Raw genomic sequence first — 19,153 nt, 5'->3', positions numbered from 1 at the left:
CGAAACGGAGCCGCACTATTTACGCCCATCGGCTCTCCGGCCTGTGACGGATAACGAGATTGCCGCAGCATGGCAAACGAATGCTGAACGGCTTCAGTGTATTCTAAATACTCCCGCCGGAGGCTCCTTTGCGCATCAAAGTCACCGACCTCAGACGGTTTTTCCCGATAGCTTAGGCGGCCGCATGCGGGCCTTCAATTCAGCGACCAATGTGTCATGCGCCACACCGCTGTCGATCGCCAGCTTGCGCAGGCCGAAGTGCACATGTGCAATCTCTTGATAATAGGTCACAAATGCATAGTTGACCGTTGCCCCAGCCACCGCGCCAAACACTGGCACGGCTTGGGCCGCCAGTTTTTGACCAAGCACCACAGCAAGCTTTGGGGTTACCTTGGCGATCAGGGCCTGCATACTGCCGCTGGTCAAAGCAAGCCGCGTACTGACGAAAGCCATATCAGCCCCATCATCCTTGGCCAAAGGTCCTGCCGCGCCAAATACCTGAATGCAATCGAATTGCACGTTCTCAGAGGCCGGATCAAAGCCAAGTTTCACGGCCTCACTTTGGATGGCGCGCAGCAAAACAGTTGTGGTCACAGGCAGTTCGGCCAAGGCAGTGGGGGTGCCGCCCATTCCTCCGGCCGCACCCAGTGCACTGGCCAAAGCAGTATTGAGCCACCCAATTCGATCATCCATGACACCGCGTGACCGGTGCGCCACTTTCATTGCGCTGCTCAAAGCCTGCCCGGTTGCGCCTTCAAGGCCATCAACGATGTTTCGGGGCAGCTTATCGAAAACATTTTCGATCTGACCGCCCAAGGCATTCAGTAACTCAAACCCAAGGCCACCGGCGCCATGATACCGCGCAACAAGTCGGCTTAGTTCGTCGTCCACATCCTGCGGTAGCAGGGTGTCACTTTCAAACACAAGATCCTTTGTCATGCTCTATAGATTGGTTGGAAAGTGCCCAGGTTCAAGAGTGGGCAACCGAAACCACCTCTCCGCGCACACTTGTCCATGCGCCGGAAACAAGTTCAAACCCCAATACACGGTTCGGATTGGTCGGGGGTGGCATCACCACGCCGTCCAGTTTTTGGAATCCGAATTTGCCATAGTAAGGCGCGTCTCCAACCAACAGGACACGCTCCCACCCTAAGGGGACGGCAACAGCGAGACTCTCGCGGATCAAAAATCCGCCCAGACCTTCGCCCTGATGGGTTGGGTGTACGGCCACAGGTCCCAGGAGCAACACGTCTTGTTCGCCAACTTTCACCGGCCAGTAGCGGATCGCACCAGCCAGAATATTCTCTGCGTCACGCGCCACCATGGACAACCCGGAAACCGACGGAACGCCATCACGCAAGCGGTAAGATGACAAGGCTTCCCGCCCCGGTGCAAAGCACAGGTCATAGAGGGCTTCAACTTCCCACCAATCCTCGTCCGTTTCTGCTGTCAGCCGGATCACCTGACCTGCCTCGCATTTTTTCGTGGAAACCGCCCTAGCACGGCGTTACCTGTTGGGCAAACCATAGGAAGGCTTTCAAATGTTTTATCGTCCAGAAAATGGCCACGGCCTGCCGCATAATCCGTTTAATGCGCTTATCACCCCACGTCCGATCGCATGGGTATCCACGCAGGATCAGGACGGAAACGCCAATCTGGCACCCTATTCGTTTTTCAATGGCACCGCATATGTCCCGCCGCAAGTGATGTTCGCCAGCACAGGCACCAAAGAAGATCAAACCAACGCCAAAGACACACTGGCCAATATTCGCGCAACAGGCGTGTTTTGCATCAACATCGTAGAACAGGCGATGACGGACGCGATGAATATCTCGACCGAAGGGTACGCCAGGGAAGTGGATGAATTTGAACGCGCAGGCCTGACAGCGGCACAGTGCGAGACCATAACCTGCCCAAGACTTGCGGATGCGCCTGCCAGTATGGAGTGTCAGGTGAGCGATATCCTTCAGATGAAAGGCGCCAACAACTACGTGATCCACGGCGAAGTCACCGGCATCCACATGCGCGACAATTGCATCGTGGAAGGCATTTTTGATGTCACAACCTTTCGTCCCTTGGCACGGTTGGGATACCGGGACTATTCTGTGGTCGACAATACCTTTACTCTGGCGCGCCCGGACGACTGATCATGCCCCTGCCCGACCCTTCACGACGTTATCCGATCACCTTGCCGGATGGCACGGATCATAAGGGCACGGTTTTTCTATCCGACGTGATTGAGCACCCCAAGTTTCAGGCGGGGGCGTTTTCCTATGCCTCGGACTTTGACCCACCGGAGGATTGGGCCGCGAGGCTTGCGCCCTATCTGTTTCCCTTCTCAGAGGAAACGCTGCGCATTGGCAGGTTCTGCCAGATCGCCCATGGGGTGCGGTTTCTGACCAGCTCGGCCAATCATGCTATGGACGGGCTGAGTTGTTATCCATTTCCGGTGTTTGACCCTGAGAACATGCAAGGGTTTCAGCCTGACACTCGCGATACTGTGGTCGGCAATGACGTGTGGATCGGTTACGGCGCGCTGATCCTGCCGGGTGCGCGCATCGGCAATGGTGTCATCATTGGCGCGGGTGCCGTGGTGCGCGGTCAGGTGCCGGACTATGCCATCGTGACCGGCAATCCGGGGCGCGTTGAGCGGTTTCGCTTTGACGAAGGCATCATTCAGCGTCTGCTGGCGCTGGCGTGGTGGGACTGGCCATTGGCGCAGATTGAAGCCGCACTGCCCGCTATTCTGCAGGGCGATATCGACGCGCTGGAACAGGAGCAACCGACATGTTGAGGATCTGGGGGCGCAAGACCTCGTCCAATGTGCAGGCGGTGATGTGGGCGGTGGCAGAGCTGGGGATGGAGCATACCCGTCACGATGCAGGACACATTTATGGCGTGGTCGACACAGACGCGTTTTATGCTCTCAATCCGAACCGCACGGTGCCCGTGATCGAGGACGACGGCATTGCGCCCTTGTGGGAGACCGGCGTAATCCTGCGCTATTTGGGGCACAAATACGGATCGGACGTCTTGTGGCCAAGCGATCTTGCTGCTCGAACCGGGGTCGACAAATGGGCTGAGTGGGCCAAGCTGAATATCGCCCAAGCCTTTACCGTGCCGGTGTTTTGGCAGGTGGTGCGCACAGCCCCCAAGGACCAAGATCCAGCCGCCATCGCGCGGGCGCTGGACGGGTTGTCGGTGAAATTGGCCATTGCTGAGGAACAAGTATCGAAGCACGCATATCTGGCTGGAGATCAGTTCAGCCTAGCAGATATCCAGCTGGGTCATGTCCTATATCGGTATTTCGATATTGACATTGCGCGACCTGAGTGGCCGGCACTTGAGGCCTATTATGCGCGGCTAAAGACCCGGGCCGCCTACCGCAACACTGTTATGATCTCATACGAAGAACTGCGGGTGCTCTGAACACCCGCAGCTTTTTGTTGACTGTTTGGATTAGTGACCGCCGCCGAGAATGCCGGTTTTGACCGAGTAATCCACCGCAATTTCGTACTCGGGATCATCGTCACTGTCGATCACCAGATGGCCTGCCCGGCTGAGCAACTGGTGGCAATCACGGCTGAGGTGGCGCAGGGCGACCTGTTTGCCAGCAGCCTGATACTTGGCTGCCACGGCCTCGATCGCCTGCAAGGCGGATTGATCTGCCACACGGCTTTCCTGGAAATCGATAATCACATGGTCGGGGTCATGGGCGATATCAAAAAGCTCGATAAAGCCTTCGGACGAACCAAAGAACAGCGGGCCCTGGATCTCATAGACCTTGGCACCCGGATCGCTTTCGGATTCACGGGTGATGGCGTGGATGCGCCGCGCATTTTGCCAGGCGTAGGCCAGTGCCGAGACGATCACGCCCACCACGACGGCAACCGCGAGGTCTTCCATCACGGTCACAACCGTCACCAGCACGATGACAAAGGCGTCCATCAGGGGCACGCGGCGCATGATCTTGAACGAGTTCCACGCAAATGTGCCGATCACCACCATGAACATCACACCGACCAGAGCGGCCAACGGGATCTGTTCGATCAGCGGGCTGGCCGCAACGATGAAAATCAGCAGGAAGAGTGCCGCAGCGATACCAGCGATCCGCGTGCGGCCACCGGATTTCACGTTGATCATCGACTGACCAATCATCGCACAGCCCCCCATGCCGCCGAAAAAACCGGTTGTGACATTGGCCACGCCCTGGGCGATACATTCTTGCGACGCACCGCCACGTTTGCCGGTCATCTCACCCACAAGGTTCAGCGTCAGCAGGCTCTCAATCAGGCCAATCGCCGCCAGAATTACGGCGAAAGGCAGGATGATCCAGAACGTCTCAAGGTTAAACGGCGCAAGTGCTGTGCCATAGATGCCAACACCGTCACCAAACGGGATGTGAAAACTCGGGAAACCGCCCTGAATAGAGGCCATATCGCCAACCCGCGGCACATCCAGACCAAAGCCGATCACCACAAACGCCGTGATCGCGATGCCCGCAAGTGGGGCCGGAATGATTTTTGTGACCTTGGGCAGGCCCCAAACGATGGCCATTGTCAGCACCACAAGACCCAGCATCGTGGCCATCTGCATGCCCGAGAGCCATTCGCCACCGGTCATTCCGTGACCATCGCTAACCATTGAACCCGGCACTTTAAACTGGCTCATTTGGGCCAGGAAAATAACGATCGCAAGGCCATTCACAAAGCCCAGCATCACCGGATGCGGCACCAGCCGGATGAACTTGCCCCAATGCATCGCGCCTGCGATAAGCTGCAGAACGCCCATAAGAACCACGGTCGCGAACAAATACTCAACGCCATGCTGCGCCACCAGTGCCACCATGACCACCGCCAGCGCGCCCGTCGCGCCCGAAATCATGCCCGGACGTCCACCGATAATCGCTGTGATCAACCCCACGAGGAATGCCGCATAAAGCCCCACCAAAGGGTGCACCCCGGCGACAAAGGCAAAGGCCACAGCCTCGGGCACCAATGCCAGAGCCACGGTCAGCCCCGAGAGAACTTCGGTGCGGACACGTCCGACGGTCAGCCCTTCGTCCTGCATGACAGAAAGATTGGGCGGGGAAATGTTTTTGGCCAAGAGGGCCAGCGCGGCGCGTCTCATGCGGGGTACCTGCAAAATTGGGAGTGTTCGCTGCGCCGTCCCTAGCGGAATTGCCGCAATCGCACAACAGTTGATATGTGAGCGCACTGGGGCATCCAGCTAAAACGACCCGTCCTGCAACGTCCTGATACCCAGCAACCTGGGATACCCGGCGACTTCGGCGTGATCGTCAAGCAACGTGCATTCAAACGGGCCGCCGGGGGCCTGTGTGACAAGCACCTCGCCTGTTTCTAGCGCGCCGAGGCTCTGCAGATGGGCGGCAACCGCAAGGGCGCCGGTGCCTCCGGCCGAGTTTGCGACAAGACCTGATCCCGAGACCCAGGCGACGTCCACCGTGGGCCGCGCGCCTTGTCTGTCGATGTCACCAACCACCATGACCAGATAGGTCTCAACCAGCCCCTGCAGACCATAATCTTTCAGTGCAAAGGCCTCGCGTGCAGCGGCGACAACAGCCCTGCCCGCCTGCGAAAGGGCCACATGGTCCTGCATTGAAATCGCCAGATCACGGGCCGCAACCACGACATAGGCCATTCCGGAATGAACCAGGCTGACCCGAACCGCGCGCCCGCCCACCGACAAGAGAGCATCTGTTTCGCACAAACGCGGCCGCGAGGTTTGCCAAACGGTTTGCGGGTGTTCGCCGGTAAGGTCGCGGCGGGTGACCCGTTGCCTCCCCGCGGCGGTGTCAAAACACAGTGTTCCGCCGGTATCATGCGCAATCTCTTTGGTTTCCGACAAGGCAGCACAGGCTGCCATCACCATGGTCCCTGCCACGGGCGCATAGCCAAACTGTGCTGCAACCACCAGACAGTTTTGCGCCCCCACCTCCATTGCGGGCAGCAACAGGCAGGCGTTGACATCCGCATGTCCATGCGGTGGCTCCAGCAGAAAGCGACGGAATGCATCATGGTTTGCGCGCAGTTCCGCCAGCGCATCCAGCGGCGTTCGGGCCTGCAGCTCTGGCGCGCCCTCTAGCACAACGCGCAGAATATCTTTGCAAATCTCGACATCAGCGACCTGGGCGCGCATGTGACTCTCCTGTGGTGGCCATTCCTGATCCGACAGCCCCTTAGTGATACCTTAGCGTGTCGTTTGCGATGATGTCGCGCAACTTGGGCGACACGCGGCTTGTCTTCTACGACAAGCCCCGCCAAAAATGGCCGCAAGACAATCAACAGGAGCACCCCATGACCGAGACCATGATTGCCGTGATCGGCGGCTCAGGCATCTATGACATCGACGGGCTGAAAGGCGCAAACTGGACCGCGGTTGAAACCCCATGGGGGGCGCCGTCGGATCAGATTCTGACCGGTACGCTGGACGGCGTGAAAATGGCTTTTCTGCCGCGTCACGGGCGTGGACATGTGCACACGCCCTCATCAGTGCCCTATCAGGCCAATATTGCCGCGTTGAAGCAGATCGGCGTGACGGATGTGATCTCGGTTTCGGCGGTGGGGTCGTTCCGCGAACACATGGCGCCGGGGGATTTTGTGGTTGTGGATCAGTTCATTGACCGCACGTTTGCGCGCGAGAAATCCTTTTTTGGCCCCGGTCTGGTGGCGCATGTCAGCGTGGCGCATCCGACATGCGAACGCCTGAGCGATGCCTGCGAAACAGCCGCCAAAGACGCAGGGATCACTGTGCATCGGGGCGGTACCTATCTCGCGATGGAAGGGCCGCAGTTTTCTTCACTGGCCGAGTCCAAAATGTACCGCGAAATCTGGGGCTGTGATGTGATTGGCATGACCAATATGCCCGAAGCCAAACTCGCCCGCGAAGCCGAGATTTGTTACGCCAGCGTTGCAATGGTCACTGACTATGACAGCTGGCACCCTGATCATGGTGAGGTCGATGTCTCTGATATCATTGCCACATTGACCGGAAATGCCGGCAAAGCCCGTGATCTGGTACGCCGCCTTCCGGGTATGCTTGGCACTGAACGCGCGCCCTGCCCGCATGGTTGTGATCGGGCATTGGAATACGCAATCCTGACCGCACCTGAGGCGCGGGACCCGGCCATGGTCAGCAGATTGTCCGCCGTTGCAGGCCGTGTGCTGACATGAGTTTAGAAATGTGGCTGGCCTTTGTGGCCGCATCAAACGTGCTTTTACTAATCCCCGGTCCAACCGTGCTTTTGGTGCTGTCTTACGCGCTGAGCCAGGGGCGCAAAGTCGCCTTGGCCACCGTGGCAGGCGTGGCGTTGGGTGATTTTCTGGCGATGACCGCGTCGCTGTTGGGGCTTGGTGCGTTGGTGCTGGCTTCGGCCACGGCCTTTACAGTTTTAAAATGGGTCGGAGCGGCCTATTTAATCTGGCTTGGGTTTCGCATGCTCAAGGGTGCCGGTCGGGCCCGAATGGACGGTCTGCTGGACGCGCCTGCGGAAACCCCACGCGCGGTGTTTTCCCACGCGGCCATCGTGACAGCACTAAACCCAAAAAGTATTGGCTTCTTTATCGCCTTTGTACCGCAATTCATTGACCCCACTCGGCAAATCTCGGTGCAGTTTGCGATCATGATCGTGACATTCGTGAGTTTTGCGTCGCTCAATGCGCTGGCATATGCATTGTTGGCCGACCGTCTGCGGGCACGTATGTCGCGCCCAACGGTGTTGCGCAATCTGACCCGGTTGGGCGGAGTCACTCTGATGGGAATGGGTATCTTCACCGCCCTGATGCGGCGTAGTACCTGATTTGTTATCTGCGCCCATACGCCCCTTGCGTCACCTCCCAAGTTCCGCCAAACGGTAACCGATATTTTTCAAAGGGCCCGGCCATGCGCAGAAGCAACGACGTCAAAGATTACATCCGCACCATCGTGGACTTCCCCCACGAAGGCATTCTGTTTCGCGATGTCACCACATTGTTTGCCGACCCGCGCGGGTTTCGCATGGCGATTGACCAAATGTTGCACCCGTTTGCAGGAGAGCGTATCGACAAGGTGATCGGCCTTGAGGCGCGCGGGTTTATCCTTGGCGGAGCCATCGCGCATCAGTTGTCTGTTGGCTTTGTGCCAATCCGCAAAAAGGGTAAACTGCCCGGCACTACGATTTCTGAGGAATACACACTGGAATATGGCGAAGCGATCATGGAAATCCATGACGACGCCATTCAGCCGGGCGAAAAAATTCTGGTGGTCGATGATCTGTTGGCAACCGGCGGTACGGCCGAGGCCAGCATCAAATTGATTGAACGTCTGGGCGGCGAGATTATTGCCTGTTCTTTCATCATTGACCTGCCTGAACTGGGCGGGCGCAAAAAGATCGAAGACATGGGTATGAACGTTCAGGTTCTCTGTGAATTTGAAGGGCTTTAAGACTTAAAGGACACACCCCTTCCCCACGAAATATTTTTGCAAAGATGAAACTCAGGCGCGCAGCACGGCGCCGGGGTTCATGATGCCATTGGGGTCAAGGGCCGTTTTGATCGAGCGCATGGCGATCAGACGCGTGGGATCTCCGTATTTTTCAAGATCCTCGACCTTCATCCGTCCCACGCCATGTTCGGCGCTAAACGACCCTTCAAAGCCTTGCAAAAGCTTGTGGACGCAGTTTTTGACCGCGTCGCGCAGATGGACAAAATCCTCGCGGTCTTGCCCTTTTGGGGGAAAGACATTGAAATGCAGATTACCGTCGCCAAGATGGCCAAAGCAATTGATGCGGAACTCGCCCAGATCGGCAAGCGCGCTGTTGGCCACGATGATGAACTCAGACACAGCGCTCAGAGGCAGAGAGATGTCATGGCTGCTGATTGAGCCGATGCGCTTGTTGGCCTCTGGAATGTGCTCGCGCAGGGACCAGAAATCGGCGCGCTGGCCCGCGCTTTGAGCGATCACCCCATCGTTGACCAAGTTTTTTTCCAATGCAACTTCGAAGACCATTTCAAGAGCACTATCCGCCCCGGCAGGCATGCCAAATTCGACCAGAACCATCCATTCAGGTGGGTCCACAAAAGGCTGGCGCACATCTGGCAGTGTTTCGGCCACAAACAAGGGACCCTGGCGATGGATCAACTCAAAAGCGCTGACACTCTCGCCGACGTGAGATCTCGCAAGCGCCAAAAGCTGGAGCGCTGCATCGGGGCCGTTGACGGCCATGAAGGCTGTGCCATAAGACGCCGGTCTTGGGGCCATTTTCAGGGCCGCGGCGGTGATAATGCCCAAAGAGCCTTCGGCTCCAATCAAAAGGTTGCGCAAATCATAGCCAGTGTTGTCTTTGCGCAAGCGTGTCAGACCATGCCAAATCTCGCCGGATGGCAACACGGCCTCTAGCCCAAGACAAAGGTCGCGCGTATTGCCATAGCGCAGCACGTTCACACCGCCTGCATTGGTCGACAGATTGCCGCCAATTGTTGCAGACCCTTCAGCGGCCAGCGACAGCGGAAACAAACGCCCCACCTCTTCTGCCGCGTCTTGAACGGACGCCAGGATCGCACCGGCCTCGGCCACAAGAACGTTTTCCAAAGGATGAACAGCGCGGATTTTGTTCATGCGTTCCAGCGACAGGATCAGAGGCACAGGACCCTGATCCAATACCTGCCCCCCCACAAGCCCTGTGCCGCCGCCGTATGGGACAATCCCCACACCGGCCGTGTTGCAAGCGCGCACAATAGTGGCCACTTCGTCCACGGTGCGTGGCAGAGCCACATAAGAGGCGTTGTTTCCCCGATACCGACTGCGTGGTTCTTCGAGATAGCGTGGTTCGGCGCGACGCAGGCAATCTTCGGGCAGAGCGTTGAACAGAGTTTCGATCAAATTTTGGGATAAAGAATTCAGGATCATGCCTTAAGTCCTAGCATGGTTCATAAATTCGTCCAGTGCCGTTGCGATTACAGGTCGGCGAAACATCAGGTTACGCCCAGGTGCCCTGCCCGTACTCAGGCTTGGCCGGCCATCGTGCGACCACGGCGGTCATTGCGCAGCGCCGCATACAGCACATGAGTGCGCCAGCGTCCGTTGATCTGCAGATAGCTTTGAGCCACGCCTTCGTATTTGAAACCGGATTTTTCCAGCACACCACGCGACGGTGTGTTTTCTGGCAAGCAGGCAGCTTCGATCCGGCTGAGGTCCATTTGTGCAAAAGCGTGGTGCACCACTGCCTCAATGCTTTCGCGCATATACCCCTGACGGGTGAATTGCTTGGCCACCCAATAGCCCAACGTCCCCGATTGCGCAGGGCCGCGGCGGATATTATCCAGAGTGATCGCCCCCATCAACGCATTATCACTGCGACGGGTCAGGAACAAAGGCACCGCGGTTCCGCCCGAAATTGATCGTTGGGCCCAGTAGACTCGATTGGTAAAACTTTTACGGGTCAGGTGATCTGCAGACCAGGCCGGCTCCCACGGGATCAGAAAATCCGCACTGCTTCCGCGCAGCTCTGCCCAGTCACGAAAGTCCGAATGCACCGGCGGGCGCAATGTCAGCCGCTCGGTTTCGATTCGTACCTTGCGCCGGTTCAATAGCATCACGCCGCTCGTCGCTCCTGCAGTGTGGCTAGATCAGGTGCGGATGACACCGGGCCATAAAGCGCCATTGCAGGCCGTGCGACCAACGCCATATGTTCGGCAAAGCAGCGCACGTCGTCGTCGCTGATGCCATCAATGCGTTCAACCGTTTCAGACAACGTTGGAATACGATCCCAGATCGACAACATCCGCGCCAGTCGTTCAGCGCGACTGGACGGGCTTTCGAGCCCCATCAGCATGCCAGCCTTCATCTGCGTGCGTGCGCGCGCAATCTCAGTTGCGTTCATGTCGTCTGCGGCGCGCTTCAACTCATCAATGGTGATCTCGGCCAGTTCCGCCACCTGAGCCCCGGACGTACCGGCGTAGATCGTTGTCATGCCGGTATCGGCATAGGCTCCGGCCTGCGCATAGATCGTATAGCAAAGCCCGCGTTTTTCCCGCACTTCCTGAAACAGGCGGCTCGACATGCCGCCACCAAGCGCTGTGCTGTAAATCTGGGCCGTATAAATCTCGGGATCGCAATAGTCCGGGCTTTCCAGTCCAAGCGCGAAATGGGCTTGTTCCAGCGCTTTTTCGGTGCGGTATTCGCCTCCCTGAAAACGCGCAGGCAGATAGACCGGGGTTTTGCCACCACTGAGCCCACCAAACATGTCTTCAGCAAGGCGCACAATCTCGTCGTGATCGACCCCGCCAGCCGCAGACAGGATCATGCGTTCTGGGCGATAATGTTCGGCAACGAACCCGGCCAGATCGGTGCGCCCAAAGGCTTTGACCCGTTCTTCAGCACCCAGAATGGTGCGTCCAATCGGTTGATCGGGATAAGCGCGTTCCTGAAGCCAGTCAAAAATCACATCGTCAGGTGTGTCCAGCGACTGGCCAATTTCCTGAAGGATCACACCGCGCTCGATTTCGATTTCGTTGGCATCAAAAATCGGATTGAGAACGATATCACCAATCACATCCAGCGCCAAAGCCACATCGCCTTTGAGCACCCGGGCATAATAGGCGGTCACCTCGCGGCTGGTATAGGCATTGATATAGCCCCCCACATCTTCAATCGCCTCGGCGATCTCAAGTGCGTTGCGTTTGCTGGTGCCCTTGAAGGCCATATGCTCCAGAAAATGGGCGATACCGTTCTGAGCGCTGGTTTCATGGCGCCCACCGGCACTGACCCAAATCCCAATTGATGCAGATTCGAGACCGGGCATATGCTCGGTCACGATCCGGAAGCCATTCGGCAGCGTGTGTATTTGTGTCGTCAACGTGCGGCGATCCGCTCTTTAATGAGGGCCTTCAGATGCTCCAGATCATTGGGCACCCGCGTGACACGCTCAGGTTTATCCATCATATCTGCCATATGCGGTGGCAGGTCGGGACGCGCGCCCATGGCTTGTTCCACAGCATCGGGGAATTTGGCCGGATGGGCGGTTGCCAGTGTGATCATTGGGCTATCACCCAGATTCTCGTTCGCGACCTTTACCCCAACCGCGGAATGAGGGCAAAGCACTTCTCCGGTTTGTGTAAACGCCGCCGTAATCTCGGCCATGGTTTCCTCTTCCGAGGCACGGCCGGACGCAAAGGTATCACGCAACACGTCAATTGCCCCCTGGCTCACTGTGAAAGAGCCGTCTTGGAGTTCGTCCATCAACTGCGCCACGGCACTGCCGTCACGACCATAGGCGTCAAACAAGGCGCGCTCAAAGTTGGACGACACCTGAATATCCATCGACGGGCTGATCGACGGGGTGACTCCTTCTTTGGTGTAGGCTCCCGTTTCCATCGTGCGATGCAGGATGTCGTTCTGGTTGGTCGCGATCACCAGTTTATCAATCGGCAAGCCCATTTTTTTGGCAATGTAGCCGGCAAAGATATCGCCAAAGTTGCCAGTAGGCACGGTGAACGAGATTTTGCGATCTGGCGCTCCAAGCGACACGGCGGTTGAGAAATAGTACACCACCTGAGCCAACACCCGCGCCCAGTTGATCGAGTTCACACCAGCCAGTTTCACGCCATCACGGAACTCAAAATCGTTGAACATGTCTTTCAGCTTGGCCTGACAATCATCGAAATCACCGTCCATCGCCAGCGCATGCACATTGGCATCTTCCGGCGTGGTCATCTGTTTGCGCTGAATGTCGGACACTCGACCGTGTGGGAACAAGATGAACACATCCACATTGTCCAGCCCACGAAAGGCTTCAATCGCGGCGGAACCTGTGTCGCCCGACGTCGCTCCCACGATGGTGACACGCTCGCCACGCCGCGCCAAGGAGAACTGAAACAACTGACCGATCAGCTGCATCGCAAAGTCTTTGAACGCCAGTGTCGGTCCGTGGAACAGTTCCATCAGGAAATGGTTCGGACCAAGTTGCACCAATGGCGCGCGCGCGTCATGGCGAAAGCCCGTGTAGGCCCGGGCAATAATGCCCTTGAATTCTTCATCTGAAAAAACACCGCCCAAAAACGGCTTCATCACCCGAAAGGCAGTTTCTTCGTAAGACAATCCTGCCAGTGCCGCGATCTCCTCTTTGGACATGGTTGGCACGGTTTCAGGCACATAAAGCCCGCCGTCCCGGGCAAGCCCGGTCAGCATGGCGTCTTCGAAAGTCAGCTCCGGGGCGTTGCCGCGGGTTGAGATGTATTTCACGGGTCTCAGGCCTTTTTGGTTTTGCGCATTCGGTTGGATTTCTGGCGCAGGTAATAAAGGGTCATGGCCACCCATACAATCGCCAGACCGTACCATGTGACCACATATTCAAGGTGACCGTTGGGAATTCCGGAGCTGTCGAGCGGTAGCGGCGTCACACGCGGGTCATTTTCCGAAACTTCGCGGGCAATCAGAAGAATCGGTTCTGTGCCAAGAGCCTTTGCCATGATTGGGACTTCGCGCGCAAACCAGATGTTCCCGGCCACGTCATTTTCCGGCGTATAGCTGTCGCGCTCGTCCGGCCAGTGCAGGTTTCCGCTGACCGTGGCCGGACCGATAAAGCGCGGAGCATTTTTGTCGGGTATCGAAACAAACCCGCGATCAACCATGATACGTCGGCCGCCTTCAGTCTCAAACACAGATACGATCCGATAACCTGCACCGACCTTTTTCACACTGACAAGAAAGTGCAGCTCATCCGCAGTGAATGTACCGGTGGCGGTAGCAGCAAGAAAGCGATCAACCTTGGGGTTTGGATCGATCGGGACCGCCACGGGAACGTCTCCGATCCGCGCATCAATTGCGGCCAGGAACGCCTCTTTTTCGGCCATGCGCCGGACCTGCCAGTTGCCCAACGACACGAGGATCGCGGTGCCAACGATGCCAAAGATCAGGGGAACAATAAGGCGGGACAAGGGGCTCTCTTTCAAAAGGAAAGTCGCGGATGGCGTGGCCACCCGCGACTTGCTTTATGCGCTTTGATCGCGATTTTTCAACCGCAAACCTACAGCAGGCTTAGCCACCCCAGATGTAGACGGCAGCAAACAGGAACAGCCAGACCACATCCACAAAGTGCCAGTACCAGGCAGCAGCCTCGAACCCGACATGTTTTTCAGGTGTGAAATGACCCGCTTGCAAACGCAGCAGGCAAACCAGCAGGAAGATCGTGCCGATGATCACGTGGAAACCGTGAAAGCCTGTCGCCATAAAGAAGTTGGCGCCATAGATGTTACCCGAGAAGCCAAAGGCCGCGTGGCTGTACTCATAAGCCTGAAAGCCTGTGAACAATACACCCAGAGCCACAGCGATAATCAGGCCCCACTTCATGTCCGAGCGGTTGTTTTCATGGGCAATCGCGTGGTGCGCCCAAGTGGCCGCCATACCAGAACACAACAGGATCAGCGTGTTGATCAGTGGCAAGTGCCAGGCATCAAAGGTTTCAATGCCAACAGGAGGCCAAACACCATCAACCGCCGGGCTTTCGGGTCCCATCGGATACATGGCGTGTTTGAAGAAGCTCCAGAACCAGGCCGAAAAGAACATCACTTCGGACATGATGAACAGTACAACGCCGTAGCGCAAACCGATCTGGACAACGGGTGTGTGGTCGACACCGCCATTGCCTTCGGCAACAACTTCGGCCCACCAGCCGTACATAACGTAAAGGACCATAACGAGGCCAATAAAGAACATGTACGGTGTCACATCCTTCATCCAAAGCACCGCGCCGAACAGCATGATGAACGCGCCAACCGCGCCCAAAAGAGGCCACAGCGACGGCGGCAGAATGTGATAGTCGTGATTTTTAGCGTGCGCCATTTTTATTCCCTCGTTGGAAGGCTTTTAGTTAACTTCGGTTTCATTTGCCTGCTTCAAGGAAGCTGTTTCCTCGGGCAGATCTATTTCGTGGAACGTGTAAGACAGGGTGATGCTATGCACATACTTGCCATCCCGGTCCGTCACGATTTCGGGGTCTACATAGAAGGACACCGGCATTGTAATCCGCTCACCGGGTTGCAACACCTGCTCTTCAAAGCAGAAGCAGTCGATTTTGGTGAAAAAGCCACCCGCCTCATAGGGGGAGACATTGTAGCTGGCAGAACCCGCAATTGGGCGATCTGTGGGATTATACGCCTCGTAAAAGGCCAGCCCGGTTTCGCCGATACGGATTTCCATCTTGCGCTGCAGCGGCTTGAACTCCCATGGGAAGTCACGCTCTTTGCTGGCGTCAAAACGGATGTTGATGGTTTTTTCGAGGATCACGTCTGATCCGGCTTCGGCCACGCTTGTGGCACCGCCAAATCCAGTGACGCGGCAGAACCAGTCATAGAACGGCACCGAGGCCCAAGCCAAAGCGCCCATGGTCACAACCACGCTCACCAGCTGAAGCACCGTCTTTCTTTGCCGATCCATTGCCATCAGTTCTGGATCCTTGCGTTCTCGGGCTCATAATCGCCGCGTGTGACCTTGACCACGGTCAGACCAAACACGATTGCAATAAAGCCCGCCAACACCAGTGCCAGACCGACATTGCGACCCAGACGGCGTTTATGAAGTTCGTGATCTTCGCGAAAGCTCATGACCTACCAGCCTCCCAGACCATAAGGGGCCAATGTGGCTTCGACCAGGATCGCACCAAAATGCAGGAAGAGATACAGAAGCGACAGGCCAAAGAACGACTTTTCGCGTTTGTAGCCATCCGCCTCGGACACGTCTTCGTTGCGACACCAGATCGAGATTGCGCCGGCGATGAACAGACCGTTAAGGATCAGGGCAACCGCCAAATAGATCGGACCACCGACGCCGGTAAAGGCCATGCCCACGGCGACAATCGCCAAAAGCACTGTGTAGACAAGAATATGGTTCCGTGTGGAACGACGTCCGTTGGTGACGTGCAGCATCGGCACGCCCGCGTCTTTGTAGTCAGACTTCATAAACAGACACAGCGCCCAGAAATGAGGCGGGGTCCACATGAATGTCAGCGTAAACATCAGAACGCTTTCAACCGACACGCCGCCCGTAGCCACGGCCCAGCCGATCATCGGGGGGAAAGCGCCTGCAGCCCCACCAATCACGATATTCTGCGGGGTCCAGCGTTTCAGCCACATGGTGTAGATCACCACATAGAAAAAGATCGTAAAGGCCAGCAAGGCACCGGCAAAGATATTGGCCGCGAGTGCGAGCATGACACAGGCAAAGACCGACAAAGTGATGCCAATGGCAAAGGCTTCGTCACGGGTGACTTTACCTGCCGGGATGGGCCGCGACTGGGTGCGTTTCATCACCGCGTCGATATCCGCATCCCACCACATGTTCAGCGCACCCGAAGCACCCCCACCCACGGCGATGAACAGGATCGACGCAAAGGCCACCATCGGATGCACGGCAACCGGGGCGGCCAACAGGCCGACCATCGCCGTAAACACAACAAGAGACATCACGCGCGGCTTGAGCAGTGCGAAATAGTCACCAAAGCCTGCTTCCTGCGGCTGGACAGATGTGTTGATGCTTGCGTCGCTCATAGATGTCCCCATAGGCCGGGCGCGCCAATCGCGCCCCTGCCCTTAAGCTGTTATTGGTTGACCGAAGCCAGATGCACGCCGGCCGGAATGGTCGACATGTCACCTGCGTACTCTTCAATCGCACCCTTCAGCCACTCTTCGTAAGCGGCCTCAGAGACAACCTTGACCGTGATCGGCATATAGGCGTGATCCTTGCCGCAAAGCTCGGAACACTGACCAAAATAGATGCCTTCACGCTCGGCTTTGAACCAAAGCTCTGCCAGACGACCTGGCACAGCGTCTTGCTTCACACCAAAGGCCGGGATGGTCCACGCGTGGATCACATCAGCGCCGGTGACCTGCATGACGATGGTCTTGCCGATTGGCACAACAACCTGAGTGTCTGTGGCCAGAAGATATTCGTCTTCGTTATAGCCATTTTCCACCAAGTCTTCTTTGGCTAGCAGGAAGCTGTCGAACTCAAACCCGTGGTCGACATATTCATAGCCCCAGTACCACTGATAGCCGGTCACTTTGATGGTGATGTCGGCTTCGGGGATTTCCTGTTGCTTGAACAGGACCGGAAGGCTGAACGCGCCGATAAACACAAGGATCAGGATCGGACCGATGGTCCAGACAATCTCGATCGGGGTGTGGTGCGTAAATGTTGCAGGTGTCGGATTGGCGCGCTTGTTGAAACGCACGATGATGTAAAGCAGCAGTGCGCAGACAAACAGCACAATTGCCGTGATGATGACGAGAATCATATAGTCCAGCGACTGCAGGTCACGCGCCAGTTCGGTCGCGGCAGGCTGCCAGCCCATCAATCCATCGACGGGCTTACCCACGGTTTCAACCTCCTGCGCGAAGGCAGGAAAAGCAGTGAAAGCAGCAAGAAAGCCCAGGATTTTCGTTAGAATTCGCATAGTTCACCCTGATCGGTTGCGGTGTTGTTCATTGTTATCTCTTTGCAAAAAACCACCCCCTAAGGTGGAATCCTGCTGTTGTATCGCTGTTAGAAACCATATTCTATCAGCCAAATAAAGAAGGCAGCCCGCGTCAAACGGACGCTTTTTTTGACTTAGATCAAATTCCGAAGGGAAAATCCATATGACGCAGATCAAATTTAGCCCTTTTGAGTCAGTTATTGGCCTTGATGCGGCCCAGCGCCACCTGCAGGCGGCCACAAATGGCGCGGATGATGGTGAATTGTTCCTGGAACGCCGCCGGTCTGAGGCATTGGTGTTCGATGACGGCCGTCTCAAAACGGCCTCTTACGATGCTTCGGAAGGATTTGGTCTAAGGGCGGTGCGTGGAGAGGTCTCGGGTTATGCGCATTCTTCCGAGATTTCCGAAGCCGCATTGTCGCGCGCCGTGGAAACAGCGCGACTTGCAGTCGGAGAAGGTGGCGGCACACTGGCCCTGGGCCCCACCCCAACCAACCGAAAGCTCTATACGGACGATGACCCCATCATTGGGGCAACCTTGCCGGTGAAAATCGAAACGCTGCGCGAGATCGACGCCTTTGCCCGCGATCTCGATCCGCGCGTGGTGCAGGTGTCAGCGACACTGGCGGCATCCCACCAAGAGGTGGTTATTCTGCGCCCGGACGGCCAGCAGGTCACTGATACCCGCCCGATGACCCGGGTCAATGTCTCGGTCATAGTCGAAAAAGACGGTCGACGCGAAAGCGGCGGTGCAGGCGGCGGCGGACGGTTGGGTCTTGATGGTCTGATCGATCCTATCGACTGGCAGGCAAAAACCCGCGAGGCGCTGCGTATTGCTTTGGTCAATCTCGAAGCCATCCCCGCCCCTGCAGGCCCCATGCAAGTGGTGCTAGGCCCTGGCTGGCCGGGTATTTTACTGCACGAAGCGGTTGGCCACGGGCTGGAAGGTGATTTCAATCGCAAGGGCAGTTCAAAATTCTCGGGTCGTATCGGTGAAAGGGTCGCTGCACCCGGCGTGACCGTTATTGATGATGGCACGATTCCAGATCGTCGTGGATCGATCAGCGTCGATGACGAAGGCACGCCGTCGGCCCGCAATGTTCTGATCGAAGACGGCATTCTTGTCGGCTATATGCAGGACCGCCAAAACGCCCGGTTGATGGGCGTTGCCCCCACGGGCAATGGTCGGCGGGAAAGCTTTGCGCATCCACCAATGCCACGTATGACCAACACTTATATGGAAGGCGGCAATGCCAATCCTATGGATTTAGTTGGATCGCTCAAGGACGGTATCTATGCGGTGGGATTTGGCGGTGGCCAAGTCGACATCACCAACGGCAAATTTGTGTTCTCCTGTACCGAAGCCTACCGCGTACAAGACGGCAAAATCGGCGCGCCGGTGACAGGGGCGACATTGATCGGCGATGGCGCCAGCGCAATGACTAAGATTCTGGGTCTTGGCAATGATATGGCGCTGGATCCCGGCATGGGCAATTGCGGCAAGGCGGGGCAATGGGTGCCCGTGGGTGTCGGCCAGCCAACAGTTTTGATGGATGGTCTCACGGTGGGCGGCTCGGCGACGTAACAAAAAAGCGAGGTCTCGGCGTAAGGTTCTCAGCAAAAAGAAAGCTATGGTTTACGCGCTGTTAACCACCAACGCGGTAGATGTGATTCTGCAAGCAGGCG

21 protein-coding genes are annotated in these 19,153 nt (G+C 57.0%); 7 read left to right on the top strand and 14 right to left on the bottom strand.

Features of this window, described 5'->3' with window-relative positions; translation table 11 throughout:
* Window positions 1–150: 150 nt before the first annotated feature.
* Together BUC32_RS14720 and BUC32_RS14715 are read right to left on the bottom strand one after the other, a co-directional pair.
* A complete protein-coding gene (locus BUC32_RS14720; RefSeq protein WP_073254420.1) occupies window positions 151–939 on the bottom strand; it encodes an EcsC family protein in 789 nt (262 codons plus the stop codon).
* 31 nt (window positions 940–970) lie between these two features.
* Complete coding sequence (locus tag BUC32_RS14715; RefSeq protein WP_073254418.1) at window positions 971–1,462, bottom strand: GNAT family N-acetyltransferase; 492 nt, start codon at window positions 1,460–1,462, stop codon at window positions 971–973.
* Window positions 1,463–1,541: 79 nt separating this feature from the next.
* Between BUC32_RS14715 and BUC32_RS14710 the strand changes: the two genes are divergently transcribed.
* From BUC32_RS14710 to BUC32_RS14700, 3 genes are read left to right on the top strand one after another with little or no spacing between them, the layout of a single operon-like run.
* Window positions 1,542–2,147 carry a flavin reductase family protein gene (locus BUC32_RS14710; RefSeq protein WP_073254416.1) on the top strand — a complete coding sequence of 202 codons (606 nt, stop codon included), beginning with the start codon at window positions 1,542–1,544 and terminating at the stop codon, window positions 2,145–2,147.
* Window positions 2,148–2,149: 2 nt separating this feature from the next.
* A complete protein-coding gene (locus BUC32_RS14705) occupies window positions 2,150–2,794 on the top strand; it encodes a CatB-related O-acetyltransferase (RefSeq protein ID WP_083599343.1) in 645 nt (214 codons plus the stop codon).
* Window positions 2,788–3,429: a glutathione S-transferase family protein gene (locus BUC32_RS14700; RefSeq protein ID WP_073254414.1), complete on the top strand. Its 642-nt coding sequence runs from the start codon at window positions 2,788–2,790 to the stop codon at window positions 3,427–3,429. Before BUC32_RS14705 ends, BUC32_RS14700 begins: the two co-directional genes overlap by 7 nt.
* Window positions 3,430–3,459: 30 nt before the next feature.
* Here the strand turns inward: BUC32_RS14700 and BUC32_RS14695 are convergent, their stop codons facing one another.
* Together BUC32_RS14695 and BUC32_RS14690 are read right to left on the bottom strand one after the other, a co-directional pair.
* A complete protein-coding gene (locus BUC32_RS14695; RefSeq protein WP_073254412.1) occupies window positions 3,460–5,130 on the bottom strand; it encodes a SulP family inorganic anion transporter in 1,671 nt (556 codons plus the stop codon).
* Between the two features lie 99 nt (window positions 5,131–5,229).
* The gene (locus tag BUC32_RS14690; protein WP_073254410.1) at window positions 5,230–6,159 is read right to left on the bottom strand and encodes a proline racemase family protein; all 930 of its coding nucleotides are present in this window, start codon (window positions 6,157–6,159) and stop codon (window positions 5,230–5,232) included.
* 158 nt (window positions 6,160–6,317) lie between these two features.
* On the opposite strand from BUC32_RS14690, the gene BUC32_RS14685 reads away from it, so the two are divergent.
* From BUC32_RS14685 to BUC32_RS14675, 3 genes are all read left to right on the top strand, one after another.
* Complete coding sequence (locus tag BUC32_RS14685; RefSeq protein ID WP_073254488.1) at window positions 6,318–7,193, top strand: S-methyl-5'-thioadenosine phosphorylase; 876 nt, start codon at window positions 6,318–6,320, stop codon at window positions 7,191–7,193.
* Window positions 7,190–7,819 (top strand): LysE family translocator, encoded by a 630-nt coding sequence (locus BUC32_RS14680; RefSeq protein WP_073254408.1) that lies wholly within the window; start codon window positions 7,190–7,192, stop codon window positions 7,817–7,819. The genes BUC32_RS14685 and BUC32_RS14680 overlap by 4 nt, the downstream gene beginning before the upstream one ends.
* 83 nt (window positions 7,820–7,902) lie before the next feature.
* A complete protein-coding gene (locus tag BUC32_RS14675) occupies window positions 7,903–8,442 on the top strand; it encodes an adenine phosphoribosyltransferase (protein ID WP_073254406.1) in 540 nt (179 codons plus the stop codon).
* A gap of 51 nt (window positions 8,443–8,493) precedes the next feature.
* On the opposite strand, the gene BUC32_RS14670 is transcribed toward BUC32_RS14675, so the two are convergent.
* From BUC32_RS14670 to coxB, 10 genes are all read right to left on the bottom strand, one after another.
* Window positions 8,494–9,906, bottom strand: coding sequence for an FAD-binding oxidoreductase (locus tag BUC32_RS14670; protein WP_073254403.1), 1,413 nt, complete (start codon window positions 9,904–9,906; stop codon window positions 8,494–8,496).
* 95 nt (window positions 9,907–10,001) lie between these two features.
* Window positions 10,002–10,592 (bottom strand): GNAT family N-acetyltransferase, encoded by a 591-nt coding sequence (locus tag BUC32_RS14665; RefSeq protein WP_073254400.1) that lies wholly within the window; start codon window positions 10,590–10,592, stop codon window positions 10,002–10,004.
* Complete coding sequence (locus BUC32_RS14660; RefSeq protein ID WP_073254397.1) at window positions 10,592–11,854, bottom strand: M16 family metallopeptidase; 1,263 nt, start codon at window positions 11,852–11,854, stop codon at window positions 10,592–10,594. The genes BUC32_RS14665 and BUC32_RS14660 overlap by 1 nt, the downstream gene beginning before the upstream one ends.
* The gene (gene thrC / locus BUC32_RS14655) at window positions 11,851–13,239 is read right to left on the bottom strand and encodes a threonine synthase (protein ID WP_073254394.1); all 1,389 of its coding nucleotides are present in this window, start codon (window positions 13,237–13,239) and stop codon (window positions 11,851–11,853) included. The genes BUC32_RS14660 and thrC overlap by 4 nt, the downstream gene beginning before the upstream one ends.
* Before the next feature lie 5 nt (window positions 13,240–13,244).
* Entirely contained in the window at window positions 13,245–13,934 is a 690-nt protein-coding gene (locus tag BUC32_RS14650; protein ID WP_073254391.1) for an SURF1 family protein, read from the bottom strand.
* A 100-nt stretch (window positions 13,935–14,034) separates the two neighbouring features.
* Entirely contained in the window at window positions 14,035–14,838 is an 804-nt protein-coding gene (locus tag BUC32_RS14645) for a cytochrome c oxidase subunit 3 (protein WP_073254388.1), read from the bottom strand.
* Between the two features lie 24 nt (window positions 14,839–14,862).
* Window positions 14,863–15,438, bottom strand: a complete 576-nt coding sequence (locus BUC32_RS14640) for a cytochrome c oxidase assembly protein (RefSeq protein WP_073254385.1) — start codon at window positions 15,436–15,438, stop codon at window positions 14,863–14,865.
* Entirely contained in the window at window positions 15,438–15,599 is a 162-nt protein-coding gene (locus tag BUC32_RS20680; protein WP_175556945.1) for a hypothetical protein, read from the bottom strand. Before BUC32_RS20680 ends, BUC32_RS14640 begins: the two co-directional genes overlap by 1 nt.
* Window positions 15,600–15,602: 3 nt before the next feature.
* Window positions 15,603–16,541: a heme o synthase gene (gene cyoE, locus BUC32_RS14635; RefSeq protein ID WP_073254382.1), complete on the bottom strand. Its 939-nt coding sequence runs from the start codon at window positions 16,539–16,541 to the stop codon at window positions 15,603–15,605.
* A 50-nt stretch (window positions 16,542–16,591) separates the two neighbouring features.
* Window positions 16,592–17,446 (bottom strand): cytochrome c oxidase subunit II, encoded by an 855-nt coding sequence (gene coxB, locus BUC32_RS14630; RefSeq protein WP_073254379.1) that lies wholly within the window; start codon window positions 17,444–17,446, stop codon window positions 16,592–16,594.
* 184 nt (window positions 17,447–17,630) lie between these two features.
* On the opposite strand from coxB, the gene tldD reads away from it, so the two are divergent.
* Window positions 17,631–19,052: a metalloprotease TldD gene (tldD, locus tag BUC32_RS14625; RefSeq protein ID WP_073254377.1), complete on the top strand. Its 1,422-nt coding sequence runs from the start codon at window positions 17,631–17,633 to the stop codon at window positions 19,050–19,052.
* Window positions 19,053–19,153: the final 101 nt, after the last annotated feature.

It is taken from the genome of Shimia gijangensis (assembly GCF_900142085.1).
GTDB lineage: Bacteria > Pseudomonadota > Alphaproteobacteria > Rhodobacterales > Rhodobacteraceae > Shimia > Shimia gijangensis.
The sequence above is the reverse complement of the archived record's forward strand: the minus strand, read 5'-3'. Positions and strand labels throughout refer to the sequence as shown.